14 protein-coding genes are annotated in these 17,528 nt (G+C 33.9%); 10 read left to right on the top strand and 4 right to left on the bottom strand.

What is annotated here, in order from left to right; all coding sequences use genetic code 11:
- Positions 1-43 precede the first annotated feature (43 nt).
- The 4 genes from manA to HMPREF2658_RS12385 form a co-directional block, all read right to left on the bottom strand.
- Positions 44-982, bottom strand: coding sequence for a mannose-6-phosphate isomerase, class I (gene manA, locus HMPREF2658_RS12400; protein WP_070854441.1), 939 nt, complete (start codon positions 980-982; stop codon positions 44-46).
- A gap of 13 nt (positions 983-995) precedes the next feature.
- Positions 996-2,948, bottom strand: coding sequence for a PTS fructose transporter subunit IIABC (locus HMPREF2658_RS12395; protein ID WP_070854439.1), 1,953 nt, complete (start codon positions 2,946-2,948; stop codon positions 996-998).
- Positions 2,949-3,024: 76 nt separating this feature from the next.
- Positions 3,025-4,899, bottom strand: coding sequence for a BglG family transcription antiterminator (locus HMPREF2658_RS12390; RefSeq protein WP_000887018.1), 1,875 nt, complete (start codon positions 4,897-4,899; stop codon positions 3,025-3,027).
- Between the two features lie 239 nt (positions 4,900-5,138).
- The gene (locus HMPREF2658_RS12385) at positions 5,139-5,627 is read right to left on the bottom strand and encodes a hypothetical protein (RefSeq protein ID WP_000714019.1); all 489 of its coding nucleotides are present in this window, start codon (positions 5,625-5,627) and stop codon (positions 5,139-5,141) included.
- A 252-nt stretch (positions 5,628-5,879) separates the two neighbouring features.
- On the opposite strand from HMPREF2658_RS12385, the gene isaB reads away from it, so the two are divergent.
- The 10 genes from isaB to clfB form a co-directional block, all read left to right on the top strand.
- Positions 5,880-6,407 carry an immunodominant staphylococcal antigen IsaB gene (isaB, locus tag HMPREF2658_RS12380; RefSeq protein ID WP_001077092.1) on the top strand — a complete coding sequence of 176 codons (528 nt, stop codon included), beginning with the start codon at positions 5,880-5,882 and terminating at the stop codon, positions 6,405-6,407.
- A 413-nt stretch (positions 6,408-6,820) separates the two neighbouring features.
- Entirely contained in the window at positions 6,821-8,350 is a 1,530-nt protein-coding gene (aur, locus tag HMPREF2658_RS12375) for a zinc metalloproteinase aureolysin (protein ID WP_001225039.1), read from the top strand.
- A 366-nt stretch (positions 8,351-8,716) separates the two neighbouring features.
- Entirely contained in the window at positions 8,717-9,166 is a 450-nt protein-coding gene (locus HMPREF2658_RS12370) for an arginine repressor (RefSeq protein WP_000748758.1), read from the top strand.
- Positions 9,167-9,168: 2 nt separating this feature from the next.
- Complete coding sequence (locus HMPREF2658_RS12365; protein WP_043859370.1) at positions 9,169-9,336, top strand: hypothetical protein; 168 nt, start codon at positions 9,169-9,171, stop codon at positions 9,334-9,336.
- Between the two features lie 176 nt (positions 9,337-9,512).
- On the top strand, positions 9,513-10,748 hold the full coding sequence (arcA, locus tag HMPREF2658_RS12360; protein WP_000129411.1) for an arginine deiminase: 1,236 nt from the start codon (positions 9,513-9,515) through the stop codon (positions 10,746-10,748).
- A gap of 32 nt (positions 10,749-10,780) precedes the next feature.
- Positions 10,781-11,791, top strand: coding sequence for an ornithine carbamoyltransferase (gene argF / locus HMPREF2658_RS12355; RefSeq protein WP_000136164.1), 1,011 nt, complete (start codon positions 10,781-10,783; stop codon positions 11,789-11,791).
- A 90-nt stretch (positions 11,792-11,881) separates the two neighbouring features.
- Positions 11,882-13,312, top strand: coding sequence for an arginine-ornithine antiporter (gene arcD, locus HMPREF2658_RS12350; protein WP_001005833.1), 1,431 nt, complete (start codon positions 11,882-11,884; stop codon positions 13,310-13,312).
- A 16-nt stretch (positions 13,313-13,328) separates the two neighbouring features.
- Positions 13,329-14,270, top strand: a complete 942-nt coding sequence (gene arcC / locus HMPREF2658_RS12345; RefSeq protein WP_000660027.1) for a carbamate kinase — start codon at positions 13,329-13,331, stop codon at positions 14,268-14,270.
- A 98-nt stretch (positions 14,271-14,368) separates the two neighbouring features.
- Positions 14,369-15,073, top strand: coding sequence for a Crp/Fnr family transcriptional regulator (locus HMPREF2658_RS12340; protein ID WP_000138217.1), 705 nt, complete (start codon positions 14,369-14,371; stop codon positions 15,071-15,073).
- A gap of 348 nt (positions 15,074-15,421) precedes the next feature.
- The coding region (gene clfB, locus HMPREF2658_RS12335; RefSeq protein WP_070854437.1) for an MSCRAMM family adhesin clumping factor ClfB at positions 15,422-17,528 on the top strand (2,107 nt) is incomplete at its 3' end.

Here is a 17,528-nt window from a genome sequence, read left to right as displayed (position 1 = left end):
ATAGTAATTTCTGTCTTTTATGGGACAGGTGTTACCATTGCTATTATCCAGGATGACTTACTATAGCACTAATATTACCGACAAGGTGAATATCCTCGTCTTCCGTAGTTAAAATAAAGCTAGAACCTTTTTGGATGTCATAGTGCTTATCGTATACTGCTAAAGTGCCAGTACCATCGATAATTGTAACTAAGCAATAAGCATGTGGTTTATTGAATTTTAAATCTCCATGAATATCCCATTTATATACTGCAAAATATTGATTATCTACAAATTGAGTTACAGTGTGTGTGTCGATGTGAGTTGTTATAGGAGTAGTATTTGGTTCATGATTGCCTAATTCAATCACATCTTTACTTTGCTCTAAGTGCAAATCACGCAATTGACCATTTTGATCTCGTCTATCATAGTCATAAATACGGTATGTCGTATCGGATGATTGTTGTGTCTCTAAAATTAAAATACCCGAACCAATGGCATGGACAGTGCCAGCAGGAACATAATAAAAGTCACCGGGCTTAACAGGTATACGTTTGAAAAGACTGTCAAATTCATGATTATCAATCATGTCGATTAACGTTTGTTTATTATGTGCATGTACGCCATATATAATTTCAGCACCTGGGGCTGCATCTAATATATACCAACATTCTGTTTTACCTAGTTCGCCTTCGTGTTTTAAAGCGTAATCATCATCCGGATGAACTTGAACAGATAATTTATCATTGGCATCTAATGCTTTAGTTAGCAGAGGGAAACTATCTCGTGAATCATTATCGAATAATTCACGATGTTGTGACCAAAGTTGATCTAGGGTCATATCCTTGTATGGACCATTGATAATTGTATTAGGGCCATTTGGATGTGCAGAAATTGCCCAGCATTCACCAGTTGTTTCATTAGGGATATCATAGTTAAATGCTTTTAATGCATGACCGCCCCAAATTCTGTCTTTAAAAACGGGTTGTAAAAATAATGCCATAGTTAAAACTCCTCTATATTTTCATTAATAAGTTATAAATTTCTGTAGTACTGTTTGCATTAATTAGTGATTGGCGCGTCTCATCATTCATTAACGCTTTAGATAAGCGCTGAAGTATTTTTAAATGTGTATCCTGACTGTTGTTTGGTACGGCAATTAAGAAAATCAATTGAGGTAGACTACCATCTAGACTTTCCCATTTAACACCATGATTATTTTTCATAACAGCTACAATCGGTTGTTTTACAACATCAGACTTTGCATGTGGAATGGCCACGTTCATGCCAATAGCTGTCGTAGACTCCATTTCACGTTCTAGGATTGCATTTTTTAAATGCGATGTGTGCTCTACATAACGGCACACTTTAAGTTGATGAATCAACGTATCGATTGCTTCGTTTCGAGACATGTTCTGATTAGCAATAATGATAGTTTGTTGATCAAACACATGAGAAGGTTTATTGAGATGTGAATGTTTCGCGGTGTTATCTACATTGTCAACCTCTGTATCATGTTGTGTTATATCTGTAGCATGAAGTTGCGTGTGTTGCGCTGGTGCATCTACTGCTATAACTGGTGTGCGACGTTTTAATATTAGTACAGTAATCATTGTGACAAGACTACCGACAATCACTGCTAAGATAAACCATAATATATGATCAATACCACCTAATACAGCCACGATTGGACCTCCATGTGCGACTCTATCGCCGACACCACCAATGGCTGCAATGACTGATGCAATCATTGCACCAATGATGTTTGCAGGTATAATGCGCAATGGATCTTGCGCTGCGAAAGGAATAGCACCTTCAGTAATACCAAATAGTCCCATAGTGAAGGAAGCCTTACCCATTTCTCTTTCGGAATGATTGAATTTATACTTTTGAACAAACGTTGCTAAACCAAGACCGATGGGTGGTGTACATACAGCTACGGCTACCATTCCCATAACAGCATAATTTCCTTCAGCAATCAGTGCTGAACCAAATAAAAATGCTACTTTGTTTACTGGACCGCCCATATCGAAGGCGATCATCGCACCTATAATCATCGCAAGTATAATAATATTAGCACCTTGCATACTTTTTAACCAGGTTGTTAATGTCTCAAAAATATTAGAAATTGGTGCACCGATTAAAAATATAAATATCAATCCTACAACGACCGATGAAATAATGGGAATAATAATGATAGGCATAATTGGTGCCATCGCTTTTGGAACTTTAATATCTTTAATCCACTTTGCGATATAACCTGCTAAGAAACCAGCAACAATACCACCTAAAAATCCTGCACCTGCATCACTGCCATAAAAACTACCGTCAGCAGCGATAGCGCCGCCAATCATACCAGGAACAAGACCGGGCTTGTCAGCGATACTAACAGCGATATATCCAGCTAGTATTGGGACCATAAATTTAAAGGCCAAACTACCAATGTTTTCAATGGATTTCCAAAATGAATCATCTGGGATGACTAATCCTTTTGATGTCGTTTCACCGCCTAGAGTCAGCGCGATGGCGATAAGGAATCCACCAACTACGATAAAAGGAACCATAAACGATACACCGTTCATTAAATGTTGATACACCATTTGAATACCACTTTTAGACTTACCCGGATCTTTCGAATGATAATTTGTTTCAGATTGATAAATAGGCGCATCTTGATTAATGATACGTTGAATTAGACCTCTCGGATTATGAATCCCTTCGCGAACATTTTCATTAATCAACCGTTTACCAACAAATCTGGACAGATCAACTTGTTTATCAGCTGCAATTATGACGCCGTCAGCTTCTTCGATGTCTTGCGTAGTTAAAACATTTTCAGCACCAACACCGCCCTGTGTCTCTACTTTAATATCCACACCCATTTCTTTTGCTACCTGCTCAAGTTTTTCTTGAGCCATATATGTATGTGCAATGCCATTTGGGCATGAGGTAATAGCTACAATTTTCATAAAATCATCTCCTTTTCTATATTGTAAGCGTATTCTCGTTACTAAAAAAAAGAATAATTACCGTTACTAGTGGCAATTATTCTTGTAAGTATTCAAATAACTGTTGCTTTAAACTATGATCATCTAAACTACATAAATGGTTCACTGAATCATCATCCAAGTTAGCAATTAATTGCATCATTTGTTTTGTAAAAGCTTTGTCTTTATGCGAAATCGCTAAGAAAAAGACAAGTTTGACATCGTGTTGTCGCCAAGGAAAAACATCTTTTGTGCGAAAAATAAGCACATGTGATTGTAAAACTTTTTCAGGATCTCCATGAGGAATCGCCATAAAATTACCTATGTATGTAGAAGATGATTTCTCACGCTCTAAAGCTGATTCGATATATCCTTCTACAATCGCATGATGTGCTTGTAATATTTTTTGAGCTTCTTCAAAAATTTGCACTGTATGTCGTGGTTTTTGTTCAGTATTTACGACAAGGAAATTGACAGTGTCCATATGATGATGTGCTTGAACCGGATTTTGTTTTTGCTTCACAACGTGTATGATTTTGTGACGGTCATCCTCAGAAAATAATGGTGCAACCTTGATAGTCGTTAGGTGCTTAGGAAGTATGTTTAGCGTTTGTTTTGGAATATCATGGGTCGTTATTAATAAATCTACATTGTCAAAGTGATAGTGTGTTATATTTTCTAGTTTAATCGTATTTATCACTGACAACTCTTCGGACAAGTTATTTATTTTAGTTTCTAAAAAATTCGACACACCTAGACCATAATAACAAGCAATGACTACATTTAATTGTGTTTTGGTACGACGCTCGATGGCAGCTTGAAAATGAATTGTTAAAAAGGCAATTTCATCTTCGCTCATCTCTATATCAGTATCAATTGCTAATTTATCAATCGCTTCAAAAAGTGTGTTAAACACAAAGGGATAGAGTTTTTTAATCTCTATAACTAAAGGATTGTTTAAATAAATGTTTTGAGTGATACGTAAATATGCTTTACTAAAATGATTATATAAATTTTGTTGTAAAATCGAATCTTCATTGAAAGGTACATGAATACGTTGCTGCATCAATTCGATTAAGCGATCAATATAACTTTGTATAAATATACGTTCTATGCCAATATCGAGTTTATTAAAATGATAAGCAATAAAGAATGAAAACATATTGATTACTTTTTCGTTCAAGTCATAACCTAATCTTTCGTTGATTTGCTTAATGCAAGATTGAGATATCAATTTTGCATCGTGGTTTAACGTGTCTAGTTCACTTAAAGATTGCTTACGTTTAATGATTAAAATGAGATGAATTAAAAGCTGTTGTATTTGAATATCAGTTGTTTCAATACTATGTTGTTGAAGTGTCTCTTGTATAATATGCGACATCATCCTTTGGTGTGAATCAGGTAATTCATTTAAAATTAGGTCTTCAACATGTACATGCCCTGATGATAATTGATTTAAATGGATGATGGCATTAGTGATATCATTATCTGTTCCATCGACCACAATACCTTGTTTTTTCTTAATTGTTAAAGCGATATTAAATTTTTGACACCATTGTTGAATTCGAACGAAATAGTCGTTGAGCACAGTTTTAGATAATAGATAATCTTGCTCTAGTTGTTGCAATGTCTGTGATTTATTGTGCATTAGCAGTTGATACGCCATAGATAATAATAGTTTTTCTTTATATGATTGAATATGCGTGTAACGTTCAGTTATCGTTTCTAAGGTATACTGCGATGTATTTAATTGATATCCTTTAGATTTAATACTTACGATGATATCATCCATAAAATTACTATTGATAACATGGATATCATTGCGAACTGTGCGGTTTGAAACATTGACATGTTCAGCAATTTCATTAGAACTAATGTGCTTTGATGGGTTTTTAATAAAAAACTGGAGTAGTTTTAAGTGTCTATCAAGCATTTAACATGTACCTCCTTTCTAAATTTTTCGTGTAAGCGTTTTTAAATGTGTATTAATATTATTAAACATGAGAGCTTATGCATACGTCAATGACATTAAAGCGAACTTTTATATGAATTTAACAGAGTGAGAATTATGCAAATAAAGAACAGCAGTAAGATATTTCAAATAGAAAAATATCTCATTGCTGTTTTTCTGAATTTATGTACCTGATACTTGTGGACGTATCAGGTAAATGATTAATTTTTAGATGATTGCGGTTGTGATGGTGATACCTGCTTAGAAGACTCGTTTGTATTAGCATTATTAGATTTGTTTGGGGCCGGTGTGTTCTGTTGTTTATGATTTTGGTTATTCGTTGAAGGTTGACTGCTACCGCCGTGATTTGAACTTGATTGATTTGAATTTGATTGATTTGAATTTGATTGATTCGGATTAGATGGTTGTGTATTCGCTGGTGCTGTTGAACCGTTATTTTGGACAGTTGATGGCGTAGATGATTGATTGCCATTAGTAACACCGTTGTTGTTGTTTTGATTTTCATTTGTGTTGTTTGTATTCTCGTCTTTTTGATGATTTACTTCAGTATCTTTCTTTTGATGGGTAGCTTTATTATCTTGCTCATTATTATGAATTGATGATGTAGAATGATTTATTGCAGCATAAATGGCGAATCCAAGTGCACCAATTAACAAGATGATAACAACAGTAATAAGAAATTTTTTCAAATGTAACGCCTCCTATAATAAAAATAGTCATACATTGCATGGCATCATGCTTTCAATGTCGATAAAATGATGTTAACTATAAAACTTGAAATGCGGACGATATTAATATTTGTGTCAGTTTTTTATGTACTTCAAATAAGTATAACAAAACTGTTATATATTTATAAATATAATCAATAGTATTTTATTGTACAAGCAAGTTATAATAATAGTAATAAGATTGAAAAATTTGTATGGAAAAGAGAGATAAATATGAATCAAACAACTAAACTTTGTGCAGCAACGACATTAGCATTAGGTACTTTAATTGGCGCAACAGTTGTAGGGACTGCATCACCAATACATCAAGAAGCACAGGCGGCAACAACACCTTACTATACTTATCATGGATATATCGGTCATAACGCTAATTTTATAATGGATAAGCATTTTATTAACGCTATTAAATATGACAACGTGACATTTAATGGCATTAAATTAGCGAAGACAAATGCGACAAAAAAAGTAGAGAAATACGATCAAACTTTTAAAGGTGTAACTGCAAAAGGAAATGAAGCGAATCAATTACAATTTATCGTTAAAAATAATATATCACTAAAAGATATTCAAAAAGCTTATGGTAAAGATTTGAAAAAAGATAATAATAAAACGAAAGAATCTGATAGCGGTATTTTTTATTATCAACATTCTAAAAAGTCATTAGGCATTTGGTTTGTTGTTGATCATAATAGAGTGGTTGAAGTTACAGTGGGACATACGCCATACAAAACGAGTAAATAATAAAGTAAATATAGGGGCTAGTATGTGAGGAATGATGTCACATACTAGTCTTTTTTGATTATATGATGGTAGTTTTCGTGTCTCCATGATATTGAAATATATAGATTTAATCATGCGCAGTTAAGTAGTCAGCATATATATTTCACATGTTGATTAAGTATGTATTGTACTAATTTTTTGATTGTTAATAATTTCACAAAAATAAAGACTTGATAAATTTTAAAAGATAATTAAGTGCAATTTTCAAAATTTTATTTAGTCACAGATAACATTTTTAAAAAAGAAAAGAATCAATAAATAAAATCAACGAACAAAAAGTATAGAAATAAATAGAAATAATCGTTTACTTTTCTGAAAAATTAAATTAATATTTTATTTATAAGCTGTTTTTAAAATTTCAGGAGGAATGAAATGTGAGGAAATTTTCAAGATATGCATTTACAAGTATGGCAACAGTAACGTTGCTGAGCTCTTTGACACCTGCAGCACTAGCGAGTGATACGAATCACAAACCAGCAACTTCAGATATTAATTTTGAAATCACACAAAAGAGTGATGCAGTTAAAGCATTAAAAGAGTTACCTAAATCTGAAAATGTGAAAAATCATTATCAAGATTACTCTGTTACAGATGTAAAAACAGATAAGAAAGGATTCACGCATTACACCTTACAACCGAGTGTGGATGGTGTGCATGCGCCTGACAAAGAAGTGAAAGTGCATGCGGACAAATCGGGTAAAGTCATTTTAATCAACGGTGATACTGATGCGAAGAAAGTAAAGCCGACAAATAAAGTGACATTAAGCAAGGATGAAGCGGCTGACAAAGCATTTAACGCAGTTAAGATTGATAAAAATAAAGCTAAAAACCTCCAAGATGACGTTATCAAAGAAAATAAAGTCGAAATCGATGGTGACAGTAATAAATACATTTACAATATTGAATTAATTACAGTAACACCAGAAATTTCACATTGGAAAGTCAAAATTGATGCCGACACAGGAGCAGTTGTTGAAAAAACGAACTTAGTTAAGGAAGCAGCAGCAACTGGCACAGGTAAAGGTGTGCTTGGAGATACAAAAGATATCAATATCAATAGTATTGATGGTGGATTTAGTTTAGAGGATTTGACGCATCAAGGTAAATTATCAGCATACAATTTTAACGATCAAACAGGTCAAGCGACATTAATTACTAATGAAGATGAAAACTTCGTCAAAGATGATCAACGTGCTGGTGTAGATGCGAATTATTATGCTAAACAAACATATGATTACTACAAAAATACATTTGGTCGTGAGTCTTACGATAACCATGGTAGTCCAATAGTCTCATTAACACATGTAAATCATTATGGTGGACAAGATAACAGAAATAACGCTGCATGGATTGGAGACAAAATGATTTATGGTGATGGCGATGGCCGCACGTTTACAAATTTATCAGGTGCAAATGACGTAGTAGCACATGAGTTAACACATGGCGTGACACAAGAAACGGCGAATTTAGAGTATAAAGATCAATCTGGTGCGTTAAATGAAAGCTTTTCAGATGTTTTTGGATACTTTGTAGATGATGAGGATTTCTTGATGGGTGAAGATGTTTACACACCAGGAAAAGAGGGAGATGCTTTACGAAGCATGTCAAACCCAGAACAATTTGGTCAACCATCTCATATGAAAGACTATGTATACACTGAAAAAGATAACGGTGGCGTGCATACGAATTCTGGCATTCCAAATAAAGCAGCTTATAACGTAATTCAAGAAATAGGGAAATCTAAATCAGAACAAATTTACTACCGAGCATTAACAGAATACTTAACAAGTAATTCAAACTTCAAAGATTGTAAAGATGCATTATACCAAGCGGCTAAAGATTTATATGACGAGCAAACAGCTGAACAGGTGTATGAAGCATGGAATGAAGTAGGCGTGGAGTAAAAATATATAAACAAGAAGAAGTAATGTTAAACACTTATAAATAATTAAATTTTAAATACAGCTTATATAAGGGGTATACCTACATTGATAATTGACTTTGTAGGTGTACCCTCTTTTTGTAATTAGATGAGAGGAGTGTGAGGGTTGTCTGCCGAAAGACTACTCGGCAGTCTAAAATCATTACTAGTAGTAAATATGTGATAATTAAATGCTGACTTAGAATACAAAATTCATTTTAAAAGTTGTCACAAAAAATTTACATGTATTTTTATTATCTTTTGCAAAACAAAGTGTTAAATTATAAATGAAACATGCATGAATTTATTTTTTAATACAAGAAACGTAACTACCAAAGGAGTTTACAATATGAAGAAAAGTAAACGATTAGAAATTGTTTCTACAATAGTTAAAAAGCATAAGATTTATAAAAAAGAACAAATCATTTCATATATTGAAGAATATTTTGGTGTAAGATATAGTGCAACAACAATTGCTAAAGACTTGAAGGAACTTAATATATATCGTGTCCCTATCGATTGTGAGACATGGATTTATAAAGCTATTAATAATCAAACAGAACAAGAGATGAGAGAAAAGTTTAGGCACTATTGTGAACATGAAGTTCTAAGTTCAATCATCAATGGCGCATATATTATAGTCAAAACCTCACCAGGTTTCGCTCAAGGCATTAACTACTTTATCGATCAATTAAATATAGAAGAGATATTAGGTACGGTGAGTGGAAATGACACTACATTAATCTTAGCTGCCTCAAATGATATGGCAGAATACGTATATGCAAAATTATTTAAATAGACATGTATCAAATGAATAATAAAAATTTGTTTCGTATCACGTGTACTCAAGTTAGTTACTACATATTAACTTGTGTACGCGTTTTTTTATGGAAAGAAAGAATTCATAGTCATTCATTTGACTGTATAAAAAACTTTATACAACATGTTTTTGTGGGTCTTTTTGAATAAAAAATGTATATTTAGACCCAAAACACCTTTATTTATGTATAAAAATCCATTATTATGTATTGTATAACAAAAAGATATGAAATTTTCGACTTTCTTTATGTGAATATAATCACATGTAAGCGTTTGAAGATTGTCTATACTCTAAATGAATTCAAAGATAAAAGGAGGAAATAGACATGACAGATGGTCCAATTAAAGTAAATAGCGAAATTGGAGCTTTAAAAACTGTGTTACTTAAGCGTCCTGGAAAAGAATTAGAAAATTTAGTACCTGATTATTTAGATGGATTACTATTTGATGATATTCCATATTTAGAAGTAGCTCAAAAAGAGCATGACCATTTTGCGCAGGTGCTAAGAGAAGAGGGTGTTGAAGTACTTTACCTTGAGAAGTTAGCAGCTGAAAGTATTGAAAATCCTCAAGTAAGAAGTGAATTTATTGATGATGTATTAGCAGAGTCTAAAAAAACAATATTAGGTCATGAAGAAGAAATTAAGGCATTATTTGCGACACTTTCTAATCAAGAACTTGTAGATAAAATAATGTCAGGGGTACGTAAGGAAGAAATTAATCCGAAATGTACACATCTAGTAGAGTATATGGATGATAAGTATCCATTCTATTTAGATCCAATGCCAAACCTTTATTTTACTAGAGATCCACAAGCCTCAATAGGACACGGTATAACAATCAATCGGATGTTCTGGAGAGCACGACGACGAGAATCAATATTTATTCAATATATTGTAAAGCATCATCCTAGATTTAAAGATGCGAATATTCCAATCTGGTTAGATCGAGATTGCCCATTCAATATTGAAGGCGGCGATGAACTTGTTTTATCTAAAGATGTCTTGGCTATAGGCGTTTCAGAACGTACATCTGCACAAGCTATTGAAAAGTTAGCGCGACGTATTTTTGAAAATCCGCAGGCGACGTTTAAAAAAGTAGTAGCAATTGAAATTCCAACTAGTCGAACATTTATGCACTTAGATACAGTATTTACAATGATAGACTATGACAAATTTACAATGCATTCAGCCATTTTAAAGGCAGAAGGCAATATGAATATATTTATTATTGAATATGATGATGTAAATAAAGATATTGCCATCAAACAATCTAGTCATTTAAAAGATACTTTAGAAGATGTTCTAGGTATAGATGATATCCAATTCATTCCAACAGGAAATGGTGATGTCATTGATGGTGCTAGAGAGCAATGGAATGATGGCTCAAATACATTATGTATAAGACCAGGTGTTGTAGTGACTTACGATAGAAACTATGTATCGAATGATTTATTGAGACAAAAAGGTATTAAAGTCATTGAAATATCTGGTAGCGAGTTGGTGCGTGGACGTGGGGGTCCTAGATGTATGAGTCAACCACTATTCAGAGAAGACATTTAACGTAATAAATTATAGAAGCGAGGGTGAAAATAATGACAGAAATTCAAAAACCGTATGATTTAAAAGGCAGATCATTATTAAAAGAAAGTGATTTTACCAAAGCAGAATTCGAAGGACTTATTGATTTTGCAATTACATTAAAAGAGTATAAGAAAAACGGTATTAAGCATCACTACTTATCTGGAAAAAATATTGCACTACTATTCGAAAAGAATTCGACGAGAACGCGTGCAGCGTTTACAGTTGCGTCTATTGATTTAGGTGCGCATCCAGAATTTTTAGGGAAAAATGATATTCAATTAGGCAAAAAAGAATCTGTAGAGGATACTGCGAAAGTATTAGGTAGAATGTTCGATGGTATTGAATTCCGTGGTTTTTCACAACAAGCTGTTGAAGATTTAGCGAAGTTCTCTGGTGTACCGGTGTGGAATGGATTAACAGACGATTGGCATCCTACACAAATGTTAGCTGATTTTATGACAATAAAAGAGAATTTTGGATATCTAGAAGGAATAAACTTAACTTACGTTGGAGATGGACGTAATAATATTGCGCATTCATTAATGGTAGCAGGTGCTATGTTAGGTGTTAATGTAAGAATTTGTACACCTAAATCATTAAATCCCAAAGAGGCATATGTTGATATTGCAAAAGAAAAAGCGAGTCAATATGGTGGTTCAGTCATGATTACGGATAATATTGCAGAAGCAGTTGAAAATACAGATGCTATATATACAGATGTTTGGGTATCGATGGGTGAAGAAAGTGAATTTGAAAAACGTATTAATTTATTAAAAGACTATCAAGTGAATCAACAGATGTTTGATTTAACAGGTAAAGATTCAACGATATTCTTACATTGTTTACCAGCATTCCATGATACAAATACACTTTATGGACAAGAAATTTATGAAAAATATGGATTAGCTGAAATGGAAGTTACAGACCAAATCTTTAGAAGTGAATATTCAAAAGTGTTTGATCAAGCTGAAAATAGAATGCATACAATTAAGGCAGTAATGGCAGCAACATTGGGGAGTTAATCACTAAATGGAACGATATGAATATGATGTGTCTGATGATATAAGTATCAAGTACAGACACCTCATATTGGTATTAAAGGAGAAATGAATATGAACGAATCAGGAGATAACAAACTCAGTAAATCTTCTTTAATTGGACTAGTTATAGGATCCATGATTGGTGGCGGTGCGTTCAATATAATGTCTGATATGGGCGGTAAAGCCGGTGGATTAGCCATTATTATTGGTTGGATTATTACAGCTATAGGAATGATTTCATTAGCGTTCGTATTTCAAAATTTAACCAATGAACGGCCGGAGCTAGACGGTGGTATTTATAGTTATGCTCAAGCAGGATTTGGCGATTTTGTAGGCTTTATCAGTGCTTGGGGATATTGGTTCTCAGCATTTTTAGGCAATGTTGCCTATGCAACACTATTGATGTCAGCAGTTGGTAACTTTTTCCCGATTTTTAAAGGAGGCAACACATTACCAAGTATTATTGTCGCCTCGTTACTACTCTGGGGTGTGCATTTCCTAATTTTAAAAGGTGTTGAAACAGCAGCCTTTATCAATAGTATTGTTACTGTTGCAAAGTTAATACCGATTTTACTTGTAATCATATGCATGATAATTGCATTCAATTTTGACACTTTTAAAACAGGCTTTTTCGGTATGACGTCAGAGGGTGTATTGCCATTTAGTTGGGCGAGCACAATGAGCCAAGTTAAAAGTACTATGCTAGTGACAGTTTGGGTGTTTATCGGTATCGAAGGTGCAGTAATTTTTTCTAGCAGAGCTAAAAATAAAAAAGATGTAGGTAGTGCCACGGTTATAGGACTTATATCAGTTTTAATTATCTATTTCTTATTAACTGTATTAGCTCAAGGCGTGATTTTGCAAAATCATATTTCTCAATTAGATTCGCCAAGTATGGCACAGGTGCTTGCATCTATTGTAGGTGGTTGGGGATCTACACTTGTAAATATTGGTTTAATTATTTCGGTACTAGGTGCATGGTTAGGATGGACATTGCTTGCTGGTGAATTACCTTTCATTGTTGCAAAAGATGGATTATTTCCAAAATGGTTTGCTAAAGAAAATAAAAATGGCGCACCTGTAAATGCACTGCTTATTACCAATATATTAGTACAATTATTTTTAATAAGTATGCTATTTACACAGAGTGCGTATCAATTTGCATTTTCACTAGCATCAAGTGCTATTTTATACCCTTACATGTTCAGTGCATTTTACCAAGTAAAATACACTTTAGAGCATCGACAGCAAGCAACTACAAAACAGTGGACGATTGGTATCATAGCCTCAATTTATGCTATATGGCTTATATATGCAGCAGGTATCAATTACTTATTATTGACGATGTTACTTTATATTCCAGCTCTTCTTGTTTATTCAATCGTTCAAAAGAATAATCAGACACGTTTGATTAAATCAGACTATATTCTTTTTATGATTATTATCGTACTTGCAGTTATCGGGTTAATTAAGTTATTGATGGGAACGATAAATGTTTTTTAAAAGGAGCGACAAAAATATGAAAGAGAAAATTGTCATTGCATTAGGCGGTAATGCGATACAGACAAAAGAAGCAACAGCTGAAGCACAACAAACAGCTATTAGACGTGCGATGCAAAACCTTAAACCTTTATTTGATTCACCAGCGCGTATTGTCATTTCACATGGTAATGGTCCACAAATTGGAAGTTTATTAATCCAACAAGCTAAATCGAACAGTGACACAACGCCGGCAATGCCATTGGATACTTGTGGTGCAATGTCACAGGGTATGATAGGCTATTGGTTGGAAACTGAAATCAATCGCATTTTAACTGAAATGAATAGTGATAGAACTGTAGGCACAATCGTAACACGTGTGGAAGTAGATAAAGATGATCCACGATTCAATAACCCAACCAAACCAATTGGTCCTTTTTATACGAAAGAAGAAGTTGAAGAATTACAAAAAGAACAGCCAGACTCAGTCTTTAAAGAAGATGCAGGACGTGGTTATAGAAAAGTAGTTGCGTCACCACTACCTCAATCTATACTAGAACACCAGTTAATTCGAACTTTAGCAGACGGTAAAAATATTGTCATTGCATGCGGTGGTGGCGGTATTCCAGTTATAAAAAAAGAAAATACCTATGAAGGTGTTGAAGCGGTTATAGATAAAGATTTTGCTAGTGAGAAATTAGCAACGCTGATTGAAGCAGATACCTTAATGATTCTTACGAATGTAGAAAATGTATTTATTAACTTTAATGAACCTAATCAACAACAAATCGATGATATTGATGTAGCAACACTGAAAAAATACGCGGCACAAGCTAAGTTTGCGGAAGGATCGATGTTGCCAAAAATAGAAGCTGCGATACGATTTGTTGAAAGTGGGGAAAACAAAAAAGTTATCATTACCAATTTAGAGCAGGCATACGAAGCTTTGATTGGTAATAAAGGTACACACATTCACATGTAGCACTTTATCACGCGACAAAACATTAAATATGTTTCTCCGTTGATTCAAATGAAAAAGTTGTCTGCTGACACTTTGCAAGGTTTGAAGGAGTTTAACTTATGACAGAAAACTTTATTTTGGGTAGAAATAATAAATTAGAACATGAACTAAAGGCATTAGCAGATTACATTAATATCCCATATAGTATATTACAACCATATCAAAGTGAATGTTTTGTCAGACATTATACGAAAGGCCAAGTTATTTATTTTTCGCCACAAGAAAGTAGCAATATTTACTTTTTAATTGAAGGTAACATTATTAGAGAACATTACAATCAAAATGGAGATGTATATCGTTATTTTAATAAAGAGCAAGTATTATTTCCAATCAGTAACTTGTTTCATCCGAAAGAGGTTAACGAATTGTGTACAGCATTAACCGATTGTACAGTTCTTGGATTGCCTAGAGAATTGATGGCCTTTTTGTGCAAAGCTAATGATGATATATTTTTGACACTTTTTGCATTAATAAATGATAATGAGCAGCAACACATGAACTATAACATGGCATTAACAAGTAAATTTGCTAAAGATCGAATTATCAAATTGTTATGCCATCTATGTCAGACAGTAGGATACGATCAAGATGAATTTTATGAAATCAAACAGTTTTTAACTATTCAACTCATGAGTGATATGGCTGGGATTTCCCGGGAAACAGCTGGTCATATTATTCATGAACTTAAAGATGAAAAACTTGTTGTTAAAGATCATAAAAATTGGTTAGTAAGCAAACATTTATTCAATGATATATGTGTTTAATATACAATGTAAAATGAATAAGTTGAACACGAGGTCTAACGTACATTTATACGTTAGGCCTTTTTTGCTAGCATGATGAATAAGTTAGAATGTTAGTTAAATTTGATTGTTGAAATTACAGTAAAGTTTAAGGTGATGAAAAATTTAGAACTTCTAAGTTTTGAAAAGTAAAACATTTGCAATAGTGTAAAAATAGTATATTGATTTTTGTTAGTTAACAGAAAATTTTAAGTTATATAAATAGGAAGAAAACAAATTTTACGTAATTTTTTTCGGAAAGCAATTGATATAATTATTATTTCATTATACAATTTAGACTAATCTAGAAATTGAAATGGAGTAATATTTTTGAAAAAAAGAATTGATTATTTGTCGAATAAGCAGAATAAGTATTCGATTAGACGTTTTACAGTAGGTACCACATCAGTAATAGTAGGGGCAACGATACTATTTGGGATAGGCAATCATCAAGCACAAGCTTCAGAACAATCGAACGATACAACGCAATCTTCGAAAAATAATGCAAGTGCAGATTCCGAAAAAAACAATACGATAGAAACACCTCAATTAAATACAACGGCTAATGATACATCTGATATTAGTGCAAACACAAACAGTGCGAATGTAGATAGCACAGCAAAACCAATGTCTACACAAACGAGCAATACCACTACAACAGAGCCAGCTTCAACAAATGAAACACCTCACCCGACGGCAATTAAAGATCAAGCAACTGCTGCAAAAATGCAAGATCAAACTGTTCCTCAAGAAGCAAATTCTCAAGTAGATAATAAAACAACGAATGATGCTAATAGCATAGCAACAAACAGTGAGCTTAAAAATCCTCAAACATTAGATTTACCACAATCATCACCACAAACGATTTCCAATGCGCAAGGAACTAGTAAACCAAGTGTTAGAACGAGAGCTGTACGTAGTCTTGCAGTTACTGAACCTGTAGTAAATGCTGCTGATGCTAAAGGTACAAATGTAAATGGTCAAGTTACGGCAAGTGATTTCAAGTTAGAAAAGACTACATTTGACCCTAACCAAAGTGGTAACACATTTATGGCGGCAAATTTTAAAGTGGCAGGGAAAGTGAAATCAGGGGATTATTTTACAGCGAAGTTACCAGATAGTGTAACTGGTAATGGAGATGTGGATTACTCTAACTCGAATAATACGATGCCAATTGCAGATATTAAAAGTACGAATGGCGATGTTGTAGCTAAAGCAACATATGATATCTTGACTAAGACGTATACATTTGTCTTTACAGATTATGTAAATGATAAAGAAAATATTAACGGACAATTTTCATTACCATTATTTACAGACAGAGCAAAGGCACCTAAATCAGGAACATATGATGCAAATATTAATATTGCGGATGAAATGTTTAATAATAAAATTACTTATAACTATAGTTCACCAATTGCAGGAATTGATAAGCCAAATGGCGCGAACATTTCTTCTCAAATTATTGGTGTAGATACAGCTTCAGGTCAAAACACATACAAGCAAACGGTATTTGTTAACCCTAAGCAACGAGTTTTAGGTAATACGTGGGTGTATATTAAAGGTTACCAAGATAAAATCGAAGAAAGTAGCGGTAAAGTAAGTGCTACAGATACAAAACTGAGAATTTTTGAAGTGAATGATACATCTAAATTATCAGATAGCTACTATGCAGACCCAAATGACTCTAACCTTAAAGAAGTAACTGATCAATTTAAAGATAAAATTTCATACAAATACGATAACGTAGCAAGTATTAATTTTGGTGATATAAATAAAACGTATGTCGTTTTAGTCGAAGGTCATTATGATAATACTGGTAAAAACTTGAAAACACAGGTTATTCAAGAAAATATTGACCCAGCGACAGGTAAAGATTACAGTATTTTCGGTTGGAATAATGAGAATGTTGTACGTTATGGAGGCGGAAGTGCTGATGGTGATTCAGCAGTAAATCCAGTTGATCCAACACCGGGACCACCAGTTGACCCAGAGCCAGAACCGGAGCCAAAGCCGGATCCAGAACCAAGTCCAGACCCAGAACCGGAGCCAACGCCAGATCCAGAACCAAGTCCAGACCCAGAACCGGAGCCAACGCCAGATCCAGAACCAACGCCAGATCCAGAGCCAAGCCCAGACCCAGAACCAAGTCCAGACCCAGAACCAAGCCCAGACCCAGATCCGGATTCAGATTCAGACAGCGATTCAGACTCAGGTAGCGATTCAGACTCAGATAGTGAGTCAGATTCAGACAGCGATTCAGACTCAGGTAGCGATTCAGACTCAGATAGTGAGTCAGATTCAGACAGCGATTCGGATTCAGACAGTGACTCCGATTCAGATAGCGATTCGGACTCAGATAGCGACTCAGATTCCGATAGTGACTCCGACTCCGACAGCGATTCAGATTCAGATAGCGATTCGGATTCAGACAGCG

The organism is Staphylococcus sp. HMSC062H10 (assembly GCF_001836945.1).
GTDB lineage: Bacteria > Bacillota > Bacilli > Staphylococcales > Staphylococcaceae > Staphylococcus > Staphylococcus aureus.
This window is presented reverse-complemented; position numbering and strand designations above follow the sequence as displayed.

What these genes read in the sequence shown, in the direction of transcription:
- manA (WP_070854441.1), bottom strand. Translation starts at nt 982, where the DNA reads ATGGCATTATTTTTACAACCCGTTTTTAAAGACAGAATTTGGGGCGGT.
- HMPREF2658_RS12395 (WP_070854439.1), bottom strand. Translation starts at nt 2,948, where the DNA reads ATGAAAATTGTAGCTATTACCTCATGCCCAAATGGCATTGCACATACA.
- HMPREF2658_RS12390 (WP_000887018.1), bottom strand. Translation starts at nt 4,899, where the DNA reads ATGCTTGATAGACACTTAAAACTACTCCAGTTTTTTATTAAAAACCCA.
- isaB (WP_001077092.1), top strand. Translation starts at nt 5,880, where the DNA reads ATGAATCAAACAACTAAACTTTGTGCAGCAACGACATTAGCATTAGGT.
- HMPREF2658_RS12370 (WP_000748758.1), top strand. Translation starts at nt 8,717, where the DNA reads ATGAAGAAAAGTAAACGATTAGAAATTGTTTCTACAATAGTTAAAAAG.
- HMPREF2658_RS12365 (WP_043859370.1), top strand. Translation starts at nt 9,169, where the DNA reads ATGTATCAAATGAATAATAAAAATTTGTTTCGTATCACGTGTACTCAA.
- arcA (WP_000129411.1), top strand. Translation starts at nt 9,513, where the DNA reads ATGACAGATGGTCCAATTAAAGTAAATAGCGAAATTGGAGCTTTAAAA.
- argF (WP_000136164.1), top strand. Translation starts at nt 10,781, where the DNA reads ATGACAGAAATTCAAAAACCGTATGATTTAAAAGGCAGATCATTATTA.
- arcD (WP_001005833.1), top strand. Translation starts at nt 11,882, where the DNA reads ATGAACGAATCAGGAGATAACAAACTCAGTAAATCTTCTTTAATTGGA.
- arcC (WP_000660027.1), top strand. Translation starts at nt 13,329, where the DNA reads ATGAAAGAGAAAATTGTCATTGCATTAGGCGGTAATGCGATACAGACA.
- HMPREF2658_RS12340 (WP_000138217.1), top strand. Translation starts at nt 14,369, where the DNA reads ATGACAGAAAACTTTATTTTGGGTAGAAATAATAAATTAGAACATGAA.